This is a genomic window from Curtobacterium subtropicum (assembly GCF_030362975.1).
Lineage (GTDB): Bacteria > Actinomycetota > Actinomycetes > Actinomycetales > Microbacteriaceae > Curtobacterium > Curtobacterium subtropicum.
In genome coordinates, this window is record NZ_JAUCMM010000020.1 from 1 (window position 1) to 21,289 (window position 21,289).

20 protein-coding genes are annotated in these 21,289 nt (G+C 70.4%); 8 read left to right on the forward strand and 12 right to left on the reverse strand.

Going from position 1 to position 21,289, the window contains the following annotated elements:
* Positions 1-204 precede the first annotated feature (204 nt).
* The 10 genes from QUG98_RS16375 to zapE all read right to left on the reverse strand — a co-directional run bounded on the left by QUG98_RS16375 (position 205) and on the right by zapE (position 8,735).
* Complete coding sequence (locus QUG98_RS16375) at positions 205-534, reverse strand: contact-dependent growth inhibition system immunity protein (RefSeq protein WP_289471556.1); 330 nt, start codon at positions 532-534, stop codon at positions 205-207.
* Between the two features lie 126 nt (positions 535-660).
* Positions 661-1,068, reverse strand: a complete 408-nt coding sequence (locus QUG98_RS16380) for a hypothetical protein (protein WP_289471557.1) — start codon at positions 1,066-1,068, stop codon at positions 661-663.
* A 51-nt stretch (positions 1,069-1,119) separates the two neighbouring features.
* Positions 1,120-1,473, reverse strand: a complete 354-nt coding sequence (locus QUG98_RS16385) for a hypothetical protein (RefSeq protein WP_289471558.1) — start codon at positions 1,471-1,473, stop codon at positions 1,120-1,122.
* 182 nt (positions 1,474-1,655) lie between these two features.
* Complete coding sequence (locus QUG98_RS16390) at positions 1,656-1,814, reverse strand: hypothetical protein (RefSeq protein ID WP_289471559.1); 159 nt, start codon at positions 1,812-1,814, stop codon at positions 1,656-1,658.
* A gap of 356 nt (positions 1,815-2,170) precedes the next feature.
* Entirely contained in the window at positions 2,171-4,339 is a 2,169-nt protein-coding gene (locus QUG98_RS16395) for a hypothetical protein (protein ID WP_289471560.1), read from the reverse strand.
* Entirely contained in the window at positions 4,336-4,695 is a 360-nt protein-coding gene (locus QUG98_RS16400; protein ID WP_289471561.1) for a DUF6507 family protein, read from the reverse strand. Before QUG98_RS16400 ends, QUG98_RS16395 begins: the two co-directional genes overlap by 4 nt.
* A 57-nt stretch (positions 4,696-4,752) precedes the next feature.
* Positions 4,753-5,130: a hypothetical protein gene (locus QUG98_RS16405; protein ID WP_289471562.1), complete on the reverse strand. Its 378-nt coding sequence runs from the start codon at positions 5,128-5,130 to the stop codon at positions 4,753-4,755.
* Positions 5,127-6,182, reverse strand: coding sequence for a DUF6177 family protein (locus QUG98_RS16410; protein WP_289471563.1), 1,056 nt, complete (start codon positions 6,180-6,182; stop codon positions 5,127-5,129). The genes QUG98_RS16405 and QUG98_RS16410 overlap by 4 nt, the downstream gene beginning before the upstream one ends.
* 86 nt (positions 6,183-6,268) lie before the next feature.
* On the reverse strand, positions 6,269-7,543 hold the full coding sequence (locus QUG98_RS16415) for an ammonium transporter (protein WP_289471564.1): 1,275 nt from the start codon (positions 7,541-7,543) through the stop codon (positions 6,269-6,271).
* 241 nt (positions 7,544-7,784) lie between these two features.
* Positions 7,785-8,735, reverse strand: coding sequence for a cell division protein ZapE (zapE, locus tag QUG98_RS16420; protein ID WP_289471583.1), 951 nt, complete (start codon positions 8,733-8,735; stop codon positions 7,785-7,787).
* Positions 8,736-8,925: 190 nt separating this feature from the next.
* Here zapE and QUG98_RS16425 point away from each other — a divergent pair, with 190 nt between their 5' ends.
* The 4 genes from QUG98_RS16425 to QUG98_RS16440 all read left to right on the forward strand — a co-directional run bounded on the left by QUG98_RS16425 (position 8,926) and on the right by QUG98_RS16440 (position 12,449).
* Positions 8,926-9,837 carry a sulfurtransferase gene (locus QUG98_RS16425; protein ID WP_289471565.1) on the forward strand — a complete coding sequence of 304 codons (912 nt, stop codon included), beginning with the start codon at positions 8,926-8,928 and terminating at the stop codon, positions 9,835-9,837.
* Positions 9,834-10,286, forward strand: a complete 453-nt coding sequence (locus QUG98_RS16430) for a SufE family protein (protein WP_058727766.1) — start codon at positions 9,834-9,836, stop codon at positions 10,284-10,286. The genes QUG98_RS16425 and QUG98_RS16430 overlap by 4 nt, the downstream gene beginning before the upstream one ends.
* Before the next feature lie 145 nt (positions 10,287-10,431).
* Positions 10,432-11,712 carry a DUF6188 family protein gene (locus QUG98_RS16435; protein WP_289471566.1) on the forward strand — a complete coding sequence of 427 codons (1,281 nt, stop codon included), beginning with the start codon at positions 10,432-10,434 and terminating at the stop codon, positions 11,710-11,712.
* A 26-nt stretch (positions 11,713-11,738) separates the two neighbouring features.
* Positions 11,739-12,449 (forward strand): hypothetical protein, encoded by a 711-nt coding sequence (locus tag QUG98_RS16440; RefSeq protein WP_289471567.1) that lies wholly within the window; start codon positions 11,739-11,741, stop codon positions 12,447-12,449.
* 64 nt (positions 12,450-12,513) lie between these two features.
* Here the strand turns inward: QUG98_RS16440 and QUG98_RS16445 are convergent, their stop codons facing one another.
* Positions 12,514-13,737 (reverse strand): alpha/beta fold hydrolase, encoded by a 1,224-nt coding sequence (locus QUG98_RS16445; protein WP_289471568.1) that lies wholly within the window; start codon positions 13,735-13,737, stop codon positions 12,514-12,516.
* Between the two features lie 23 nt (positions 13,738-13,760).
* Between QUG98_RS16445 and QUG98_RS16450 the strand changes: the two genes are divergently transcribed.
* The 4 genes from QUG98_RS16450 to QUG98_RS16465 all read left to right on the forward strand — a co-directional run bounded on the left by QUG98_RS16450 (position 13,761) and on the right by QUG98_RS16465 (position 19,062).
* Positions 13,761-14,342: a DUF3000 domain-containing protein gene (locus QUG98_RS16450; protein ID WP_289471569.1), complete on the forward strand. Its 582-nt coding sequence runs from the start codon at positions 13,761-13,763 to the stop codon at positions 14,340-14,342.
* Positions 14,339-15,583, forward strand: coding sequence for an HRDC domain-containing protein (locus QUG98_RS16455; RefSeq protein ID WP_289471570.1), 1,245 nt, complete (start codon positions 14,339-14,341; stop codon positions 15,581-15,583). Before QUG98_RS16450 ends, QUG98_RS16455 begins: the two co-directional genes overlap by 4 nt.
* 126 nt (positions 15,584-15,709) lie before the next feature.
* Entirely contained in the window at positions 15,710-16,921 is a 1,212-nt protein-coding gene (locus QUG98_RS16460) for a thiolase family protein (RefSeq protein WP_289471571.1), read from the forward strand.
* A 2-nt stretch (positions 16,922-16,923) separates the two neighbouring features.
* Positions 16,924-19,062, forward strand: coding sequence for a 3-hydroxyacyl-CoA dehydrogenase NAD-binding domain-containing protein (locus QUG98_RS16465; RefSeq protein ID WP_289471572.1), 2,139 nt, complete (start codon positions 16,924-16,926; stop codon positions 19,060-19,062).
* Positions 19,063-19,199: 137 nt separating this feature from the next.
* On the opposite strand, the gene dxs is transcribed toward QUG98_RS16465, so the two are convergent.
* Positions 19,200-21,134: a 1-deoxy-D-xylulose-5-phosphate synthase gene (dxs, locus tag QUG98_RS16470; RefSeq protein ID WP_289471573.1), complete on the reverse strand. Its 1,935-nt coding sequence runs from the start codon at positions 21,132-21,134 to the stop codon at positions 19,200-19,202.
* Between the last annotated feature and the right edge of the window lie 155 nt (positions 21,135-21,289).

The window sequence follows — 21,289 nt, forward strand, 5'->3', positions numbered from 1 at the left end:
GTCGGCCGGGAGGCGCGGTGCGGGTCGGACCCGCACCGCGCCTCCCGTCCGTGCGGACTGAACGTCGTCATCGACGACGGGACGTTCCCGTTCTTCGGATGCTCCGACGATGGTGGTGACGAGGTCGGCGAGGGCCGTCACCGTCGCGGCACCGACCACCTCGAGATGATCCCCGATCGTGAGCCGCCGGGCCCGTCCGATCGATCAAGTGGCATCTTCCGTCAGGTCGAAGATCAGGCGCGCGAACGCGCGTCCACTCATGTGCAGCTCTGACTCGATCCAGAGGTCCGCTCCCGACAACTCGAGGAAGTGCTCGGCCTGCGAGTCAGTCACATCGTTCGCGAGCAGTTCTGCGGCTTCCTCGTGCAACAACTGCCTGTCGGGATTCCTGTACCGCGACAGGTCCGCCTCCAGAGCCTTCCGAGCACTGTCGAAGTCGTCGCGCCAGTCAGCGTGGAAGACGGCGTTCAGGAGAGTCCACAGAGCGGGCGCTCCGCGCTTCACATCCGCATTGGTCGATTCTCGAGGATTCATGCTCATCCTCCTGCTCCCGACATCGGTCGAACGCTGGCCCGCGACTCATCCATGTTCGACACGGAGGTCTACAGCGGCCCAGATGCGCTGGATCTCAGCGCCGAGCTGTCCGAACCGTCGCCGGGGTCACTCTGGCAGATCGACCTCGATCCGAACATTGAACGGATCCGCCACGAAGTCAAGAGCGGACTCATTCGGCTTGTGCAGCGTGGTCTGGAAGGTGGCACCAGCTGTGATGACCGCCCGAAGGAAAGTCCCACTCTCGAACTCGGAGACCAAGGAGAGGGCAGATCCACGAGCGGGTTCCGCCACGCCATCGACCCGGTAGGGCGAGGCAGCGATCACCCCTCCCCAGGATCGTGCATCCGCACCGGAGATCGTTCGGTCGTGAACGGTCCACGTGCCGTTGAAGGGGGGAAATGCCTCGAGCACCGCGGCCGAAGTCTGGACGATGCGAGCGGCTATGGCATCCGCTGGTTCAGCTCGAGCATCCCATTCTGCGACGAGTAGCCAATCACTGACGTCGATCACCACAGTCACCTTCCTTCGGCACTCAGCTGACCCGGGTAGGCTTCACGGCCTGCGTCAGTTGAAGTGCTTCGGGATCGCACCGCGCTCGAGTTGCTCCAGCCGTTCGCCGATATCGGCGAGCATCTCCCGTCCACCGCTCGGCCCTCTATCGTTCGAGTAGTTCGAGTTCATGCGCCGAAGGAAAGCGTTGACTTCCGCATCTCGAACGTGGTCGATCTCGAGCAGACGGTACTCATGAGCCATCGCGGCGATCTCCTCAGGGGAGAACCCGTCGAGGTAGAAGTCGAGGTAGTCGGCGACGGACGAGTAGTCATCCCACCAGTACGGGAAGAGGTTCTCGACGGATCCTTCGAGCAGCGGAAGAAGACTGTCATGATTTGCGTAACTGATGTCGTCGATCCGTCGCATCTCACTCTCCAAAGCGCGTCGGGTACGCGGTACGAACGACCCAACCGCGCGGGCCGTTCTTGTCCCACAGGAGCTGCATCCACATCTGCTTCTCGTCTGTGAACACGCCGTCGCGGAACGGTTGCTGTGGTTCGAGAGACCGATCTCGTTGCGTGATCGCGTGCGCGCGAGCGAAGGACGACTCAGGTGAGGAGTTCTCCGCCAGCGCGATCAGTCACCCGGACGTCCGTCGCCTTCCAGATTTCACTGATCGACCGCGCGCACGAAGCAAAATTCTGGTAAGCGAACTGTTCCCCGTCGATGATCGGCGTCTCACCGATCGTCGCGGACAAGAAGTCCATCGTCACACTGTTCGACGCACTTCTTCTACTTTCATGAGTAGCGCCAGCTCGCACGCGTACCATCACGTGGACGCCGCGAACAGTCGGCGAAATGAGCGCAAAGCTGATGCCTCGAGTCGGGTCTGGCGCTCCACTGGTCCGCACGACGCTGTCGCCCACGAACGACGAGAAGTCCGGCGAGGCTAGTTCGACTGTCCTCTCGGCACTACTCGCATGCCACGTGCCGCTGAATTCTCCGAAAGCCGAAACAAAGCGATCACAGGTCTGAGAGGTTGCTCGCACGATGTCGTTGACGGAGTCACTTCGCGCCGACCACCGAAGGCTCGCATGCCAACCCGAAACATCAACCACGTTGCTCACCAGCCCTTGAATCCGTCCGGGAACGGACGATATTCCACTATGATACCATCATATTCAGAGGCCAAGCGAGCAAATTGCGCCGCAACGTCACGGTCCCTGGTGAACACCCAGCGAAGAACCGCATCAGGTTCGGCCATTGCGTCGAGCTTGTTGGCCGCGGAATCCAGCCAACCTTCGATGATGTTTGCGCGCCGCTCCGGGTTCATCGATTGCAACCAGGAGTAGTTGCCCTTCACCTCGATGTACTGAGGTCGTCCATCGACGACCTCGAACCCATCGAATTCGAGGTCTCTCGCGCCAGAGGGGTTCGGGACCATGTACTCAGGAATGTGTCCATCCGGAAGCGGCTGCACGCCGGTTGCCCACTCCTGATCCAACGCGCCGTGGCTACCCGCGGTTCTCGTGCTTGCCGCCCAACGACCGGAGTTCGACCCTTCGCCGGAGCCGATCACCGGTTGTTCGAGCCTCGCCGTGTCTGGCGGCCGGAAGCCGGAGCGTTCGTAGATCGCGTCAGATCGCGCGGCCCGTTCTGCGGCCGTCAGGGATCCATCCGTCGAGACGCTGTGTTCCGAGTGACCGGACGCCGGGCCATCGGGGGATGCGTGTTGGTCGGGCGAAGCGTCACTGCCGGTGTCCGCGGAACCTCGAGCTGTTGCACCTTCGGCGGTTGAGCCGGCGACGTGGCCGGAGCCGCTGTCGTGGCTGAGCGCGTCGGGAGATTCCCCGCCCTCCACCCGATCCGCCACCGAGTGCAACCAGTGCGAACCCGGCTCCGGGTGCCCCACCTCGATGTGCGGCCGACCGAGTCCGACGCCGAACCCGTCCGGCGTCGCCATCGCGTGCTCCACGCTGACCTTGACCGTCGGGATGTTGTCTCCGAGCCCCCTGAGCGCGTCCGCGAAGCTCCCCCGCCCCCGCGACACCAGGTCCCCGAGGCCGTCGAGCGCCCGACCGGGGATCGCCGACAGGGCGTCCCCGACCCGGACCATCGTCGTCCCCGCCGCTGCGAGCTTCGACCCGAAGGCCGCGAGCCGGCTGCCGTCCGCCGCCATGGCCGCGATGCGCGAGCCGACGGCGGCGACCTTCGCGCCGGCACCGATCTCGCCGGCACCCGGGATGAAGAGCGTGCCGATGTTGAACGCGGCACCACCGGCAGCGTGGGCGGGGTCGTCCCGCCAGTCCTCCGGCGATCCGACGAAGCCCTCGACGATCGCCTGCTGCTTCGCCGTGATGCCCTGCGCGGTCTCGCGCACCACGTCGGGCAGGACGCCCGGCGGCAGTGTGGCGGCGATGATCAACGGCGGGCTGCCCATCAGCGCGAGCGCACCGAGCGACTCGGCGAACCCGAGCCACGACTGCCCGGCCCACTGCCCGTCACCCCACTCGCCGGTCTGCGAGTTGTAGCCGATCAGCCCGCCGAGGCCCTCGACGGTCCCCTTGGCGGCATCGACCACACCGGAGTCGAAGGACTCCTGGCACGACTGGTCGCCGCGGCCGGTGCTCCCCCACGGCATCGGCTCGTTCGCCTTCACCGCCGCGGTGTAGTCGACGGCCTGCACCTCGGCGATGCACATGTCGGTCCGGAGCCCGTTGATCGCGTTGACACAGTCAGCCGAGGCCTGCGAGAGCTTCGTCTCCTGCTCGGCGACCTTCGTGAGCAGTTCGTTGTTCTCGTCGACGTAGGGCGTGTACTCGTCCCAGCGCAGGTGCACGTCGTCGAGGATCTCGCCGAAGTGCTGCACGAGCCCGACGACGCCCTGGTTCGCGGGGTGCTCGGGTTCCCACGGCCCGACCGTCTTGCCCTGCAGCGCCTTCGCCACGAAGGCCTCGGCCTCGGCCTTGAGCTCGACGAGTCGACGTGCGATCGGGGCGACCACGGTGGCGTAGTCGCTGATCGCGGTCGACACCTTCTGCATGGTCCCGGCCAGCGCAGCGGTGTCCGTCTCGACGCCGTCCATGACGGCGAGGAGTTCGGCCGAGTCCGGTGTCGTGTAGCTACCGCCGAGGCCGGCCCAGGCAGTCTTCACCTCGGATCCACGCGTCTGCACGTCGGTGCCGGCGGTCGCGAAGGCAGCTCCGGCCGCGTCGACCTGCTCGGGCTTGATGTTCGCGCCGGGGATCGCGTCCGGGTCGATCAGTCCGTCGGCACGGCACTGCCCGGTCATGCGCCGGCCACGAGGTCGACACCGGAGAAGTCGCCGGAACTGGAGGCGCGGATCGCGTTGGCCTGTGCCGTCGCGGCCATCTCCTCGTCGCCCTGGTAGTAGGCCATGGTCGCGTTGGCAGCGCCGGCCAGGCCGGCGGTGATGTGGTTGCCCACGCGCTGCAGCAGCGCCGTGTGGCTCTCGATCAGGGCGGCGACCGCGCCGGCGACCGCCTGGTCGTCACCGACCGCGGTCGTCAGCGCCGCGTGCGCGTCCACGAGCCCGTCGAACGCCGTCGACAGGTTCGTCGCTGCCGTCTCGGTGCCCGCGAGCGTCGACTGCACGCCCGCCGGGTCGATCTGCCAGCCGTTCCCCATCGCTCCCCCTCGTCTCGTCTCGCCTCGTCGTCCCGTGACGGGCCGTGTCGGTCCCCGTCAGTCCTCGACGGCGGACCGTGCGACCGGCAGGCCCCCCGCCGCAGCAGCGACGTCCCGCACGATCCGCTCGGCCACCGCCCGGAACGGGTCCTGGGCGGCCACGTGGACCGAGGTCCACCATAGCGTCTCGTCACCCCCGAACAAGGGGGTCGTGAGCGAGCGCGGCCCGAGGAGACGCTCGGCGTCCGTGGTGCGCTCGAGCCGTCGCGACTGGATGAGCGTGAGGAGCACGACCCCGTCCGGCGTGGTGAGCTGCAGCGCGTTGCCGTCCCACAGCTGCCGGACCCCGAGGTCCGGGTCGACCGCTGCCGCTGCCCCGACGACCACGGCGGCGTCGACGTGCCGCGGCGAGAGCACGACCCACTCGGCGCTCATCGTCGGTCCCCGAAGCCGAGCAGCTCGACGGCGCGCGGCCCGAGCGCGTCACCGAGCTGGGCCAGCCTGCGCCACCGTGCCTCGGCGTCGGCGCCGCGGGACAGCACCGCCCCGGACCGCATGCCCTCCGGGGTGAAGTCGAGCGTCAGCGAGGGCACCCGGGCCGGACCCACCGCCTGCACCCCTGCCGGGAGTGTCTGCGGGTCGATGCCGAGGTCGCGAACGGCTGCGGCCCCGACGACGGCTCCGAGCGGCACCGGCAGCGGGAGCTGGTGGGCGGACACGGTGGCGTCGGAGTGTCCGCTCGTCCGCCACGCGGTCCCGAGCAGGACCCGCTGCCGCCGGGCCAGGTCCGTGAGCACCGTGGGGACCTCGTCGTCCGTCGACAGCGCGCCCGCCTCGACGGGTCGCGGCAGCACGAGCCGCGTCTCTTCGGTCACCCCGGTGGCGGACCGTTCGACGCGCACCTGGACGGACGCGATCCCCCCGGAGGTCGGCGCGACGGCGACCAGACGGGTCGGACGGGGCGCACGGCGTCGAGTGAAGGCGGTGACCTCGGCGACGCTCCAGGCGAGCGTGGCGGGCTCCACCGTGCCCCAGGCATCGGGGCCGCCGTCGGCGAGACCGGCGAGCAGCAGCTCGGCGGTCCGCCCGACGGTCGCGGCGTCCGACGCCGGGTGGTGCACCGCGACCAGCGCCTCGACCCACGGCACCGCACCCGGCCCGAGCGACGCGGAGCGCGTGACGGTCTGCGGCGCGAGCATCGCGGTGGCGACGTCGTCCGCGACGACGTCCGACCCGGCTGCGCGGTACCGGTCCACGTCACGGACGACCCAGCTCGACGCCGTGCGACGGAGCATCGCCGACATCGCGGCCGTCAGTCGGGACGACCCGGGCGTCAGTACTACGACCACGAGCCCGGCACGGCGGGCCTCGAGGAGGAGCCCGGTCCGCTCGCCCGAGCACTCGACCACCGCGGCGTCGGTCTCGTGCACGACGAACCCGGCTCCCACCGCGTCGACGAGCGGGTGCGCGAGGGTGACGTCGTCCACGGCGCCACCCTACCGAGCACCCGCACACGACGACGGGCCCCGCGCCTGCTGTGTGCGCGGGGCCCGTCGTGCGGGTGGTGCGGTGACTAGCGGACCGAGACCGGGGTCTCGTCGCGCTCCTCGTAGAGGACGTAGCCCTCTTCACCGTGGACCGCGGTGTCGATGCCGGCGACCTCGTCCTCGGTCTTCACGCGGAAGCCGATGGTCTTCTCGATGGCGAAGCCGATCACGAAGGCGAGCACGAACGAGTACACGAGGACGACACCGGCGGCGACGGCCTGCTTGCCGAGCTGCTCGAACGAGCCCGAGTAGATGAGACCGGTGGTGTCGGCGAAGAAGCCGAGGTAGAGCGTGCCGAAGATGCCGCCGACCAGGTGGACGCCCACGACGTCGAGCGAGTCGTCGAAGCCGAGACGGTACTTCCAGTCGATCGCGAAGCAGCAGACCACACCGGCGAGGAAGCCGAGCAGGATGCCCCAGCCCGGGGTCAGCGCGGCACAGGCCGGGGTGATCGCGACGAGACCGGCGACGGCGCCCGAAGCGGCACCGACCGACGTGGCCTTGCCGTCCTTGATCTTCTCGATGAGCAGCCAGCCGAGGATCGCGGCGGCCGGGGCGGCGAGGGTGTTGACCCAGGCGAGCGACGCGATGCCGTCGGCGGCACCCTCCGAGCCGGCGTTGAAGCCGAACCAGCCGAACCACAGGATCGCGGCACCGAGGAGGACGAAGGGCGGGTTGTGCGGCTTGTGCGCACCCTTGGCGAACCCGACGCGCTTGCCGAGCACGAGCGCCAGGGCGAGACCGGCGGCACCGGCGTTGATGTGCACCGCGGTGCCACCGGCGAAGTCGATGACGCCCCACGTGGCGAACATGCCCGAGGTGAGGTTGAACACCCACGAGGCGACCGGGAAGTAGACGACGGTGACCCAGACGCCGGCGAAGATCATCCACGCGCCGAACTTCGCGCGGTCGGCGATCGCACCGGAGATCAGGGCGACGGTGATGATCGCGAACGTGGCCTGGAAGCCGACGAACGCCATCGACGGGTACGCCGCGTTGATGGTCGAGGCCTTGGCCTCCTCGAACGCCTGGCCGAGGCCGATCTGGTTCCAGTCGATGCTGAAGAACCCGACGATGCCCGCGACGTTCGTGCCCGCGCCGTGGTTGGCGAAGGCGATCGCGTAGCCGTAGAGCACCCAGAGGACGCCGACCAGGGCGATCGCTCCGAAGGACATCATCATCATGCTGATGACGGACTTGGCCTTCACCAGGCCGCCGTAGAAGAAGGCCAGGCCGGGTGTCATGAACAACACCAGCGCCGCCATGATCAACACGAATGCCGTGTTGCCCTGATCAAGCATCTGTTCACCTCTCGCGATTGCAGGCGGCTCTCGGTTCCGCCTCGGGTGCTGATGAGTCTGGCGAGGCGACGTTTCGCGAGGGAGCACGATGTGTTTCGCGGGTGTAACGCGTTGCGCTCCCGTGTGAACGGTGTGTTTCCGGACGCCGGAAGACCGGTCCGACACCGCTGACGGGACGCCGGACGTGCCGGACGGGAGGCTCGTGGCGGATCCGCCGCGCGCCTCCCGTCCGCCGGGTGGTTCAGTCGGCCGCGCGGGAGAGCGCGACCACGCGCGACGCGGCCCGCAGGTACTTCTTGCGGTAGCCGCCGTCGAGCATCGCCTGCGGGTAGACCTGGTCGAGGGGCGTGCCGGACGCGACGATGCGGACCTGCGCGTCGTAGAGGCGGTCGACGAGCGCCACCCAGCGCAGCGCGTCGGTCTGGTCGGTGAACGCCTGCACGTCGGTGAGCCCGACGGCGTCGAGCCCCTCGACCAGGGCGACGTACTTCGACGGGTGCACGCTCGCCAGGTGGGCGACCACGGCGCGGAAGTCGTCGAGCGTGGTCGATCCGTCCGGCAGGGCACCGGCGACGTCGTCGACCGTGCGGGCGGACTCGTCCACGGCACGACGGCGGTAGTCGAGCCCGTCGATCCGCATCGTGTCGAACCGGTCGGACATCGCCTGGATCTCGCGGAGGAAGTCCTGCGCGGCGAAGCGGCCCTCACCCAGGGCGCCGGGCGGGGTGTTCGACGTGGCCGCGAACCGGGTGCCCGACTCGGACAGCTCCTTGATCAGCCGCGTCATCACCATCGTGTCACCCGGGTCGTCGAGCTCGAACTCGTCGATGCAGACGAGCGACGTCCCGCGGAGCAGGTCGACCGTGCCCTGGAACCCGAGCGCGCCGACGAGCGCGGTGTACTCGATGAAGGTGCCGAAGGTCTTGCGGGAGGGCTCGGCGTGGTAGGCAGCGGCGAGCAGGTGTGTCTTGCCGACGCCGAAGCCGCCGTCCAGGTACACCCCCGAGCGTGCCGGCTGGACGGGCTCGCGGCGGCGGCCGAACAGCCCGCGCCTCGCCGGCTCGGGGCGCGTGGCGACGAAGGCCTCGACCGCGTCGCGGACCGCCGCCTGCGACGGGTACTCCGGGTCGGGCCGGTAGCTCGCGAACGACGCGTCGGCGAACTGCGGCGGCGGCACGAGCGCAGCGGCCATCTGCTGGGGTGTCACCTGCGGGTCGCGGTCGACGAGGTGTGCAGGCAAGTGTGGCCCCTCCGGGAAGCATGTCGTGCGGTGTCACGTTGCAGGTGGCGGTCGGTACGTTGCGCGTACCGTTGCCCGCGGGCACCGAGGTCCGATCCTAGCCTCGCCGTGCCACCGCCGTCCCGCACCTGGAGGTACCCCGATGACCGCACCGGTCGACCCGTCCGACAAGTTCGCCGCCTACGCCCACCCCGAGCGCCTGGTGTCGACCGAGTGGCTGCAGGAGCAGCTCGACGCCGGTACGCGCTCCCCCGACCTGGTCGTAGTCGAGTCCGACGAGGACGTCCTGCTGTACGAGACCGGACACGTCCCCGGTGCGGTGAAGATCGACTGGCACACGGACCTCAACGACCCCGTGCAGCGCGACTACATCGACGGCGAGGCCTTCGCCCGACTCGTCGGCGGCAAGGGCATCGCCCGCGACACGACCGTCGTCATCTACGGCGACAAGAACAACTGGTGGGCCGCGTACGCCCTCTGGGTCTTCACCCTGTTCGGGCACGAGGACGTCCGCCTGCTCGACGGTGGCCGGGCGAAGTGGATCGCCGAGGACCGTGCACTCACCACCGACCGCACCGAGGTCACCCCGGTGGAGTACCCCGTCGTGGAGCGCCGCGACGAGCAGGTCCGGGCCTTCAAGGAGGACGTGCTCGAGCACCTCGGCAAGCCGCTCATCGACGTGCGCAGCGCCCCCGAGTACTCCGGCGAGCGCACCACCGCGCCGGACTACCCGGAGGAGGGTGCGCTGCGCGCCGGCCACGTCCCCACCGCCGTGAACATCCCCTGGGCCACCGCGGCCGCTGCCGACGGCACGTTCAAGAGCCGCGAGGAACTCGACGCCGTGTACCGGGAGGGCGCAGGCATCGGTGACGCCGACGAGGTCATCGCCTACTGCCGCATCGGCGAGCGCTCGAGCCACACGTGGTTCGTGCTGCAGCACCTGCTCGGCTACGAGGACGTCCGCAACTACGACGGGTCGTGGACCGAGTGGGGCAGCGCCGTGCGCGTCCCGATCGCCACGGGCTCCGAGCCGGGTACCGTTCCCTCCCGATGACGGACGCACCACTCCCCTCCTCCCTCGCCGAGATCCGCGACGACTTCCTCGAGCTGTCCCAGCAGGACCGGCTCCAGCTGCTGCTCGAGTTCTCCGACGAGCTCCCCGCGCTGCCCGAACGGCTGCAGGGACACGAGGACGAGCTCGAACGCGTCGAGGAGTGCCAGTCCCCCGTGTTCATCACCGTCACGGTGGGTGCCGAGGGCGACGCGTCGGACGTGGTGCGGATGCACGCGACCGCTCCGCGCGAGGCGCCGACCACCCGTGGTTTCGCGTCGATCTTGGCGCAGGGGCTGTCCGGATTGACCGCGACCGAGGTGCTGGCGGTCCCGGTGGACTACCCGCTGACGCTCGGACTGACCGAGGCGGTGAGTCCGCTGCGGATCCGGGGCATGGTGGGCATGCTCGGTCGGGTGCAGCGCCAGGTGCGCGCGGCCGTCGCGGCCTGATCGCGACCGACTGACGGACGGGAGGCTCGGTGCCAGCTGGCGTCGAGCCTCCAGTCCGTCAGGCCGTGCGTACGCGACATTTCTCTCGCTGGTCACCCTCGCTCCTGCCGTGCCAAGATCGAGGAGTCATCGGGGGGGAGACGACATGGCGAAGGTCCACGGCACCGATCAGAGCACGCCGGGTCTGGCCGTCGAGGACGTCCCCCTGCTCCTCGTCGGAGAAACAATCGACGCCATCTGGGTCGACTACTCGCTCCGACTTCTGCTCTCCAACGGCGCCACTGTCATCCTCGAGTGTCCGTTCTCCCTCGGTGTGTCACCGGACACCGCAACGATGATCGATCCGGAGGGCGACAAGGCGGGGCTGGTGCCGGCTCTCCGCCTGCACACGCTTCTGGTCACCGAGGCGCACGCCGCGGGATCGACGCTGACGATGACGTTCTCCGACGGCTCGCGTCTGACCGCCGGACCGCACCCGGAGTTCGAGTCGTGGCACTACAACGGGCCGGAGACGCCGCCGACCAGGATCATCATCATGCCGGGCGGGGGCCCTGCCATCTGGCTCCACCGTCCAGATACTGACAGCGAGTTCCGGTCCTTTCGAACACGGCCGTCGGACGAACACCTGCTCCCCGCGTTCCACGACGTCTTCACATCGCTGACCGTCCCACCGCTCCGGTGGCTCGTCACCGAGCTCGACATCGTCATGCGCTCGGGATCACCCGTGAACGTGCACGAGTGGGACCGTCGTCGCAGAGCAGCACCGCCACCTGGCCTGTGGTTCTCACACGACGAGATGCTGACGCTCGTCCGCGACAACGATCAACTGATCGACGGCGAGTTCTTCGGCGTCCCGTTCGGCGCCGCGGCCGACCCCGCCCAGGCGGTCCTCCGCATCGACTTCTTCGACAGCGGCGAGGCCACCGTGGTCCTCGATCCCTCGGTCATCGGTGTCTCGGAAGCGTTCGAGCGGCTGTTCGGTCCGGAGGTCGCAGTGCCGTCGATCGGCACTCGAGACGCTGACCTCGCGGCGCACCGCGTCCAGTCGCTCCTGCTCGCGTTCCTCGACACGCTCCCCGCGCCGGGAACGGCGGAGCTCCGACTGCAGGCCGAGGCGGTGCGGGCCGTCCACGAGACAGCTCCGCGGATCTGGGACGTCGTGCTCGAGGAGACGCCCCGAACCGACTTCCCCGACGGTCCCCTCCCGGGATCACTGGCCTACCGCACCGACCAGGCACCGCTCGCGGGTGAGGTCCTCGTGTGGATGCTCGACGGCCGGATCGACTCCGTCGAGCTCCCGTGGTTCACGACGGAGATGCCGACCGAACTCCCCCGGCGGGACCAGCTCATCCGCGCCGCGGACGAGCGCGACGGAGGTCACGGTGTTCGGTGGTCGGCACGGCCACGCCCGTCACGCGACGGCTGATCCCCACATCCTCGTGGAGGCCTGACGTGACGACCCCGGGCACGAGCGTGCCACTGCTCCGCCTCACTCTCCCCAGATGCCTCGGCGTCCCCGACCGTGCCCACGAGGTCCTGGCCGCTGTCCCGGACGGCACCGATGTGCTCGCGTACGACGCCCCCGCCGCTGCACTCGCTCGCGCGCTCCGCCGGAGCAGACGAGCGGGCGAGTCCGGCAACGATGCCCTCGTGGCGCCCCTCGACGCGCTCGGGGACGAACCGGTCCTCGTCCGGCAGGTCGACTTCGGCGACGAGCTCGTCACGATCCTGCTCCGGGCGACGGACGGAACGTTCCTGTCCGCCACGGTCACCGACCGATCCGCCGGGGTCGAGACCATCGGCGCCGACGAACTCGCGACGCTCCTGAGAGCCTCCGCAGCACCCGGTGCGGACCGGGCGCTCGAACTCGTCCGACTCATCGCACCCGACGATCGCGTCAGGCTCTTCGAGCAGGGCGCTCGATCGACCGCGCAGACGTTCGCGATCAAGTACGGGCTGGCCGCCGAGCGGGGCTCCACGGTCCTCGACCTCGGGTCCTTCGTCGCCGCGGTGTCCCGCTTCGGCGCTGACGACCTCCCCTTCTGTGCGCTCGACGTTCCCGGGGCGGTGGTGACCGTCGCGTTCACGCCGGACCGCACGGCGGTCCTCGCGACGACGATCGCGCTACGACCCGCGGACGATCAGGGCGAAGACAGGAGCTGACCCGGGACGGACGGAAGGCACGGTGCCAGCTGGCACCGTGCCTCCAGGCCGTCTGCAGTCGCGTCTACCGGGCGCTGGTCGCGTCCGTCGGCTGCACCACCTCGGTCAGCCACGCGAGGATCCTCGCGTCGAACCAGTCGGCGTCGTGGTTCCAGAGCTTCGTGTGCCGCGCGGTCGTCTGCACCTCGAGCCGCACGATGTCGGGACGGACCCGCGCCAGTTCGTGCGACGCCGAGGACGGCACGAAGCCGTCGTCGTCGCTGTGCAGGATCAGGATCGGCACCGACAGCTCGTCGGCCCGGGCGACCATGTCGAGCTCTCGCAGGTCCACCGGGTGGTGCAGCCCGGCGACGTGGTGCAGCACGGGCGTGCGGAGGATGCGCTGGGCGATCTTGCGCACCGGGCGCGGCAGCTTCAGGACCCGGCTCTGCGACTTGAGCACGGCGTGCCAGTCGACGACCGGCGACTCGAGCACGATCCCGTCGACGAGACCGGCGAAGCGCGACCGGACGAGCGTCTGCAGGACGACCGCGCCGCCCATCGACCACCCCATGAGCACGACGCTCCGCGCCTGCTGCGCGGCGAGCCAGCGGAGGACACCGTCGACGTCCTCCCACTCGGTGCTGCCGAGCCCGTAGCGACCGTCGTCGCTGCGCGGGGCGACGCCGTCGTTCCGCCACGACGCGAGCACGACCGAGTACCCGGCGGCCCGGAAGACCGGGACGGCGCGGATCGTCTCGGCGCGGGTGACCCCACGGCCGTGCACGAGCACCGCCCAGGGCGCGTCCGGGTCGTCGGCGCGGACGACCCACGCCGGTGCGGGGCCGTTCGGGGTCGGGATGTCGACGTCCTCGACCGGGACGTCGAGCTCGCCCGGCGTCAGGTAGAACCAGCCGCCCCAGCGTCCGCGTCGAGCAGCGGTCGGGTCGCCGGCGTCGATCGCGATGATGCGCCGGGTGACGGTCGTGTCCGTCGCGCCGAGCACCTCGCCGACCCGCATGTGTCCGGTCCCGCCGCCGAACCAGAGGCTGTAGCGGCCCTGCAGCTCGGTGTCGGCCGTGCGTTCGAGCGTCACGGTCATGCGTCCGGGATCGACGGCGTGGATCGGGACCCGCTCGACGCGTTTCCGGTCGGGCGTGACGACCGCTCGGGCGACGGCGGCGACGAAGCCGCCGATGACCGCGGTGGCCACCGCTGCTGCGGCGATGCCCGCGCCGAGGGCGACGAACCCGGCCGATCGTGCGGTCTCCTGGACGACGTCCTCGGCGGGTCGCGCTGATCGGGACATGGTCCGGAGCCTAGTCTGCAACCGTGTCCGAATCCCGAGAGCCCGAGGCCTTCGAACGCCTGCGCGCGTTCGTCGCATCGGGCCGGACCCGCACCGAGACCACGGTGACGGAGATCCCCTCGCCGTCGCGGATCGCCCCGTACTCGATCGCCCTCGCGGCGGACGTCTCGGGGGCCGTGCACGGCATCGACTCCGACCTCGGGACCGGTCGCTTCATCGCGCTGTACGACCCCGACGAGCCCGAGGGCTGGGGCGGCGCGTTCCGCGTCGTGACGTTCGCCCAGGCACCGCTCGAACCGGAGATCGGCGTCGACGAGTTCGTCGCCGACGTGACCTGGAGCTGGCTCGTCGACGCACTCGCGGCCCACGGGGCGACGTACGACCGGGCGTCGGGCACGGCGACCAAGATCATCTCGCGCGGCTACGGCGACCTCGCGGCCCAGGGCGACGGCGCACAGCTCGAGCTCCGAGCCTCGTGGACGCCCCGCGACGAGGACCTGACCGCGCACGTCGAGGCCTGGGAGGAGATCGTCGCGATGCTCGCGGGGCTCCCGCCGGCGTCGGACGGCGTGACCCTGCTGGCTCCGAGGAGGACCACGAAGTGACCGACCCCGCCAGCCCGGCCGACCCGGCGTTCGAGGACTCGCACGCCACCGTCCGCGTGATCGAGGACCGCGACGAGTACCTGCGGGCGGTCGCCGCGATCGCCGCCGGACACGGCCCGGTCGCGGTCGACGCGGAGCGCGCGAGCGGCTACCGGTACTCGCAGCGCGCCTACCTCATCCAGGTCTTCCGCCGGGGTGCCGGCGCGTTCCTGTTCGACCCGATCGCGATCGGCGACTTCGCGGAGCTGCAGGAGGCGATCGTCGACGAGGAGTGGCTGTTCCACGCCGCGTCGCAGGACCTGCCCTGCCTGCAGGAGGTCGGTCTCGTGCCGACGCGCATCTTCGACACCGAGCTCGGTGCCCGGATCGCCGGGTTCCCGCGCGTCGGTCTCGGCGCGGTGGTCGAGCAGCTCCTCGGCATCACCCTCGCCAAGGCGCACTCCGCCGCCGACTGGTCGACCCGCCCGCTGCCCCAGGCCTGGCTCGTCTACGCCGCGCTCGACGTCGAGCTGCTGCCGGACCTGCGGGACGCCCTCGCCGCGGTGCTCGACGCCGCCGGCAAGTCCCGGATCGCCGCCGAGGAGTTCGCCGCCGTCCTGACCCGCGCCCCGAAGCCACCGAAGGCCGAACCGTGGCGCCGTCTCTCCGGCATGCACGCGCTCCGCGGTGCCCGGGCCCTGGCGATCGCCCGGTCGCTGTGGACCGCCCGCGACGCGTACGCCCGCGAGGTCGACACCGCCCCGGGCCGCATCATCCCCGACTCGGCGATCGTCGCGGCCGCCGCGGCGAACCCGACCTCGAAGTCCGAGCTCGGCGCGGTCAAGGCCTTCACCGGGCGGGCGAGCCGCTCCGAACTCGACCGGTGGTGGGCCGCCGTCGACGACGGCCGCACCACCGACGACCTGCCGAAGCTCCGCGGCACCGGTGAGGCCACACTCCCGCCGCCCCGAGCCTGGGCGGACCGCAACCCCGAGGCGGACCTCCGCTACAAGGCAGCACGGGCCGCCGTCGTCGCGCGCGCCGAGGAACTCGACGTCCCCGTCGAGAACCTGCTCACCCCGGAGACCCTGCGGGTGGTGTCCTGGGAGCCGCCGACGCCGATCGCGACCGAGACCGTCGGGGCTGCCCTGGCCACGCACGACGCCCGACCCTGGCAGGTCGAGGAGACGGCGTCGATCATCGCGCACGCCTTTGTCGAGGCCGCACAGCAGCCTGCTGCCGAGCGCAACACCGGCTCGTAGGAACACCCCAACCGGCATGCGTCCGCCCAGGCTGCGGGCATAGCGTCGGAACCGTCGCCGGGCTCGGCCCGGCCGGTCGGGGCGGAACGTGCCCCGACTCGATCGAAGAGGATCTGGAGGCCCGGATTGGCCAAGGCAGCAGACGTCGTGTTCGTGGACGGTGTGCGCACACCGTTCGGACGAGCCGGTGAGAAGGGGGTGTTCTGGAAGACCCGCGCCGACGACCTCGCGGTCCACGCGATGCGCGGCCTGCTCGACCGGAACAGCCAGCTCGACGGCGCGGCGGTCGACGACGTCGCCGTGGCCGCCACCACCCAGCAGGGCGACCAGGGCCTGACCCTCGGCCGCACGGTCGGCATGCTCGCCGGGCTGCCGAAGTCGGTCCCCGGGTACGCGATCGACCGCATGTGCGCCGGTGCGATGACGAGCGTCACCACGCTCGCCGGCGCGATCGCCTTCGGCGCTGCCGACGTCGCGATCGCCGGCGGGGTCGAGCACATGGGCCGCCATCCGATGGGCTTCGGCGCCGACGTGAACCCGCGCTTCGTCGCGGAGCGCATGGTCGCGACCGACGCCCTGGTCATGGGCAGCACCGCCGAACGACTGCACGACCGCTTCCCGGCGATCACGAAGGACCGCACGGACGCCTTCGCCGTCCAGTCGCAGCAGCGCTACGCCGCCGCGTGGGCGGCCGGCAAGCTGCAACCCGACGTGATCCCGGTCGAGGTGAACACCGGCGAGGGCTGGGACATCGTCACGACCGACGAGCCCCCGCGTCCGGGCACCACCCTGGAGGCCCTGGCTGCGTTGCGCACGCCGTTCCGGCCCCACGGACGGGTCACCGCCGGCAACGCGGCCGGTCTCAACGACGGTGCCACGATGAGCCTCCTCGCCTCCGAGGACGGCGCGAAGCAGCACGGCCTGCCGACCAAGATGCGCATGGTCTCGTTCGCCTTCGCCGGCGTCGAGCCCGAGGTGATGGGCGTCGGCCCGGTGCCGGCGACGGACAAGGCGCTCCGCAAGGCGGGCCTGACCATCGACGACATCGGCCTCTTCGAGATCAACGAGGCGTTCGCGGTGCAGGTGCTCGCGTTCCTCGACAACTACGGCATCGCGCAGGACTCTCCGGACGTGAACGCGTGGGGTGGCGCGATCGCCGTCGGGCACCCGCTGGCGTCGAGCGGCGTGCGCCTGATGAACCAGCTCGCGGCGCAGTTCGCCGAGCGGCCGGACGTCAGGTACGGCATCACGACGATGTGCATCGGCCTGGGCCAGGGCGGCACCGTCATCTGGGAGAACCCGAACTTCAGCAAGAGCGCGGCACGGAAGGCGGCCTGACGATGACCACCACCCCGATCGACCAGCTGACCGAGCTCAGCGCCGACGAGGTCGTCACCCACTCGTACGTCAAGCACGTGCCGCTGCCGTCCGGTGGCACGCTCGCCCTCGTCACGCTCGACAACGGCAAGGACCACAAGCGCCCCTCGACGCTCGGCCCGCGGACCATGCGCGAGCTGTCCGACGTGCTCGACACCCTGCGCGCAGCGGCATCCGCCGGGAGCATCCAGGCGGTCGCGATCACCGGCAAGGAGTACTGCTTCGCCGCGGGGGCCGACCTGTCCCAGGCGGCTGCACTCCCCTCGCGTGCGGTCGCCCACGAGCTCGGTACGCTCGGGCACGCCACGCTCCGGAAGCTCTCCGACCTGGGAGTGCCGTCGTTCGCGTTCGTGAACGGCATCGCGCTCGGCGGCGGCCTCGAGGTCGCTCTGCACTGCGACTACCGCGTGTTCTCGTCGGCGGCCCAGGGCATCGGGCTGCCCGAGGTCTTCCTCGGCATCATCCCCGGCTGGGGTGGCGCCACGCTGCTCCCCCGTCTGATCGGGCCCGAGAAGGCCCTCCGCGTCATCGTGGAGAACCCGCTCAAGAACAACCGGCTGATGGACGGCCCGGCCGCTGTCGAGCTCGGCATCGGCGACGCGCTCATCCCGTCGGTGACGTTCCTGCCGTCCGCGGTCGCCTGGGCGGACGGCGTCGTCGCTGGCCGCACGAAGGTGGTCCGCAAGAACGAGCCGGGCATGCTCGAGAAGGCTGCGTGGGGCACCGTCGTCAAGGTGGCCCGACAGCAGGTCGCCGCGAAGATCGGCACCGTCCCGAAGTCGCCCTTCCGAGCACTCGACCTGGTCGCAGCCGCGAAGTCGGGGTCGCTCGACGAGCGCTTCGCCGGCGAGGACGACGCTCTGGCCGACCTGCTCGCCGGTGACCAGTTCGCCGCATCGATGTACGCGTTCGACCTCGTGCAGAAGCGCGCGAAGAAGCCCGTCGGTGCTCCCGAGGGCGTCGAGGCGAAGAAGATCACGAAGGTCGGCGTCCTCGGCGCCGGGCTCATGGCGTCGCAGTTCGCGCTGCTGTTCGCACGTCGGCTCGGGGTCCCGGTCGTCATCACCGACGTCGACCAGTCGCGGGTCGACGCCGGGGTCGAGCGCATCCGGTCCTCGGTCGACGAACTGCTCGCCAAGAAGCGGGTCTCCCCGGACGACGCCAACCGCATCAAGGCTCTCGTGAGCGGCTCGGTGTCGTACGACGCGTTCGCGGACGCCGACTGGGTCATCGAGGCCGTGTTCGAGGAGATGTCCGTCAAGCAGGACGTCTTCCGGAAGATCGAGCGGGTCGTCGCCCCTGACGCGATCCTGGCGACGAACACCTCGTCGCTGTCGGTCGACGAGATGGCGTCGGTGCTCGAACACCCGGAACGCCTCGTCGGCTTCCACTTCTTCAACCCGGTCGCCGTGATGCCCCTGCTCGAGGTGGTCCGGGCCGCGAAGACCTCGGACGAGGCCCTCGTCACGGCCCTCGCCGTCGCGAAGACCCTGAAGAAGACCGCGATCATCACCGCCGACCAGCCGGGCTTCGTCGTCAACCGGGTGCTCGCCCGGGTGCTCGGCGAGGCGATGCGCGGCGTCGAGCAGGGGACGCCCTTCGAGACCGTCGCCGAGGGTGCGGCACCGCTCGGCCTGCCGATGTCGCCGTTCGAGCTGCTCGAGCTCGTCGGCCTGCCCGTCGGTGCCCACGTGCTCGACTCCCACCACGCAGCGTGGCCCGAGCGCTTCTACCCGGGCGACGGGCTGAAGCGGATCGCGGAGCACGGGACGATCCTGACCCGCGACAAGAAGGGCAACGCGACCGGGTACGACGCCGCCGCCGTGAAGCTCGTCGCGCCGTCGAAGAAGGACGCGCAGCCGGTCGACGCGGCGACGATGCAGCAGCGGTTCGAGGACGCCCTGGCCGACGAGGTGCACCGCATGCTCGAGGACCACGTGGTCGAGCACGTCGAGGAGATCGACCTCGGGCTGATCCTCGGCGCGGGCTACCCGTTCCAGGCCGGCGGCATCAGCCCGTACCTCGACCGCTCCGGCGCCTCGGAGCGCGTCTTCGGCGGCACGTTCCACGACCCGAAGGTCGTCGGCCCCGCCTCCCGCTAGTCGCGCCCAGCGCCCCGCCGGAACCAGATTTCGGACACAGCACCGCGGAACTCCGCGGTGCTGTGTCCGTTCCGCGGTGCCCCGCGGTGCTGTGTCCGTTCCGCGGTGCCTCGCGGTGAGCGCACCGGGGGCCAGGATCAGCGGTCGGCCGACTCCCGCGTCCGCGCCGGCTTCGCCTGAGGGAGCTTGGTGCCGACCACCTGGTCGATGACGTCACGAGCGATCGCCTGTGCCGTCAGCCCCACGTCGGCCAGGATCTGCGACCGCGACGCGTGGTCGATGAACGCGTCCGGCAGCCCGAGCTCGTTCACCCCGGTGTCGACCCCGGTGGCGCGCAGGTCCTGCCGCAGCCGTGTCCCGACACCGCCCACGCGTACGCCGTCCTCGATCGTGATGACGAGGCGGTGGTCACGCGACAGGTCGATGAGCGACGCCGGGATCGGCACGACCCAGCGCGGGTCGACGACGGTCGCGCCGATGCCCTGGGCCTCGAGCAGCGCCGCGGCCTCGAGTGCGACCGGCACCATCGATCCGACCGCGACGAACAGCACGTCCAGCTCCTGGTCCGACGACGGAGAACGCAGCACGTCCACCCCGTCGGACAGTCGGCGCTCGGCGGGGATGTCCGCTCCGACCGACCCCTTCGACCAGCGCAGCACCGTCGGGGCGTCGTCGACGGCAACGGCCTCGCGGAACTCCTCGCGGAGCGTCGCGGCGTCACGCGGTGCGGCGATCCGGATGCCCGGGACGACCTGCAGCAGCGCGAGGTCCCACATCCCGTGGTGCGACGGTCCGTCCGGCCCGGTGATCCCCGCGCGGTCGAGCACGAAGGTCACACCCGCACGGTGCAGGGCGACGTCCATGAGGACCTGGTCGAACGCCCGGTTGAGGAACGTCGCGTACAGGGCCACGACGGGGTGCAGGCCGCCGTACGCCAGCCCCGCGGCGGTCGTCACCGCGTGCTGCTCCGCGATGCCCACGTCGATCACCCGCTCCGGGTGCTGCTCCTGGAACAGGTGGAGCCCGGTGGGACGGAGCATGGCGGCGGTGATCGCCACGATGCGCTCGTCCTCGGCACCGACCGACGCCAGCGTCGACGCGAAGACGGACGTCCACGACGGTCCGGCGGAGACGTCGAGCGACTCCCCCGTCTCGGGGTCGATGTGTCCGACGGCGTGGAACTGGTCCGCCTGGTCGCGGAGCGCCGGCTCGAAGCCGTGGCCCTTCTCGGTGATCGCGTGCACGATCGTCGGAGCGCCGTAGGCCTTGGCCTGTCGGAGCGCCGCCTCCATCGCCCGCTGGTCGTGCCCGTTCACCGGGCCGATGTACTTGATGTCGAGGTTCGAGTACAGCGCCTCGTTGTTCGTGAACCGCGACAGGAAGCCGTGGAGCCCGCCGCGGACACCGCGGTAGAACGCACGCCCGGGTGCGCCGAATCGGGAGGCGACGGCCTGCGACTTCTCGAACAGTGCCCGGTACTCACGACGCGTCCGGACCGAGCTGAGGAACCGCGCCATGCCGCCGATGGTCGGCGCGTAGGACCGGCCGTTGTCGTTGACGACGATCACCAGACGGCGGTCGTTGCTGTCGGAGATGTTGTTGAGCGCCTCCCACGTCATCCCGCCCGTGAGCGCCCCGTCGCCGACGACGGCGACGACGGTCCGGTCGTCCTGTCCGGTCTGCCGGAAGGCTCGGGAGATCCCGTCCGCCCAGGACAGTGACGACGACGCGTGCGAGGACTCGACGATGTCGTGCTCCGACTCGCTCCGCTGCGGGTATCCGGCCAGGCCGCCGCGCTCGCGCAGCCGCGAGAAGTCCTGCCGCCCGGTGACGAGCTTGTGCACGTACGACTGGTGCCCGGTGTCGAACACGAACGGGTCGTGCGGCGAGTCGAACACGCGGTGCATCGCGAGCGTCAGCTCGACGACCCCGAGATTCGGTCCGAGGTGCCCGCCGGTCTTCGCGACCTCGGCGACCAGGAACCGACGGATCTCGGCGGCGAGCTCCGTCATCTGCGCGTCCGACAGACGCCTGAGGTCGCGCGGCGACGTGATGCTGCTCAGCAGGCTCACGGGCGCTCCTTTCGTGGGGCAGGTCCCCACACTATCCGCGCGACCAGGACACGGACGGGAGGCGCGTGGCGGGCCCGCCACGAGCCTCCCGTCCGTCCCGTCACCCTCCGCAGAACGCAACCAAGGCGGTCCCGCACAGCGCTGTGACGCTGCGC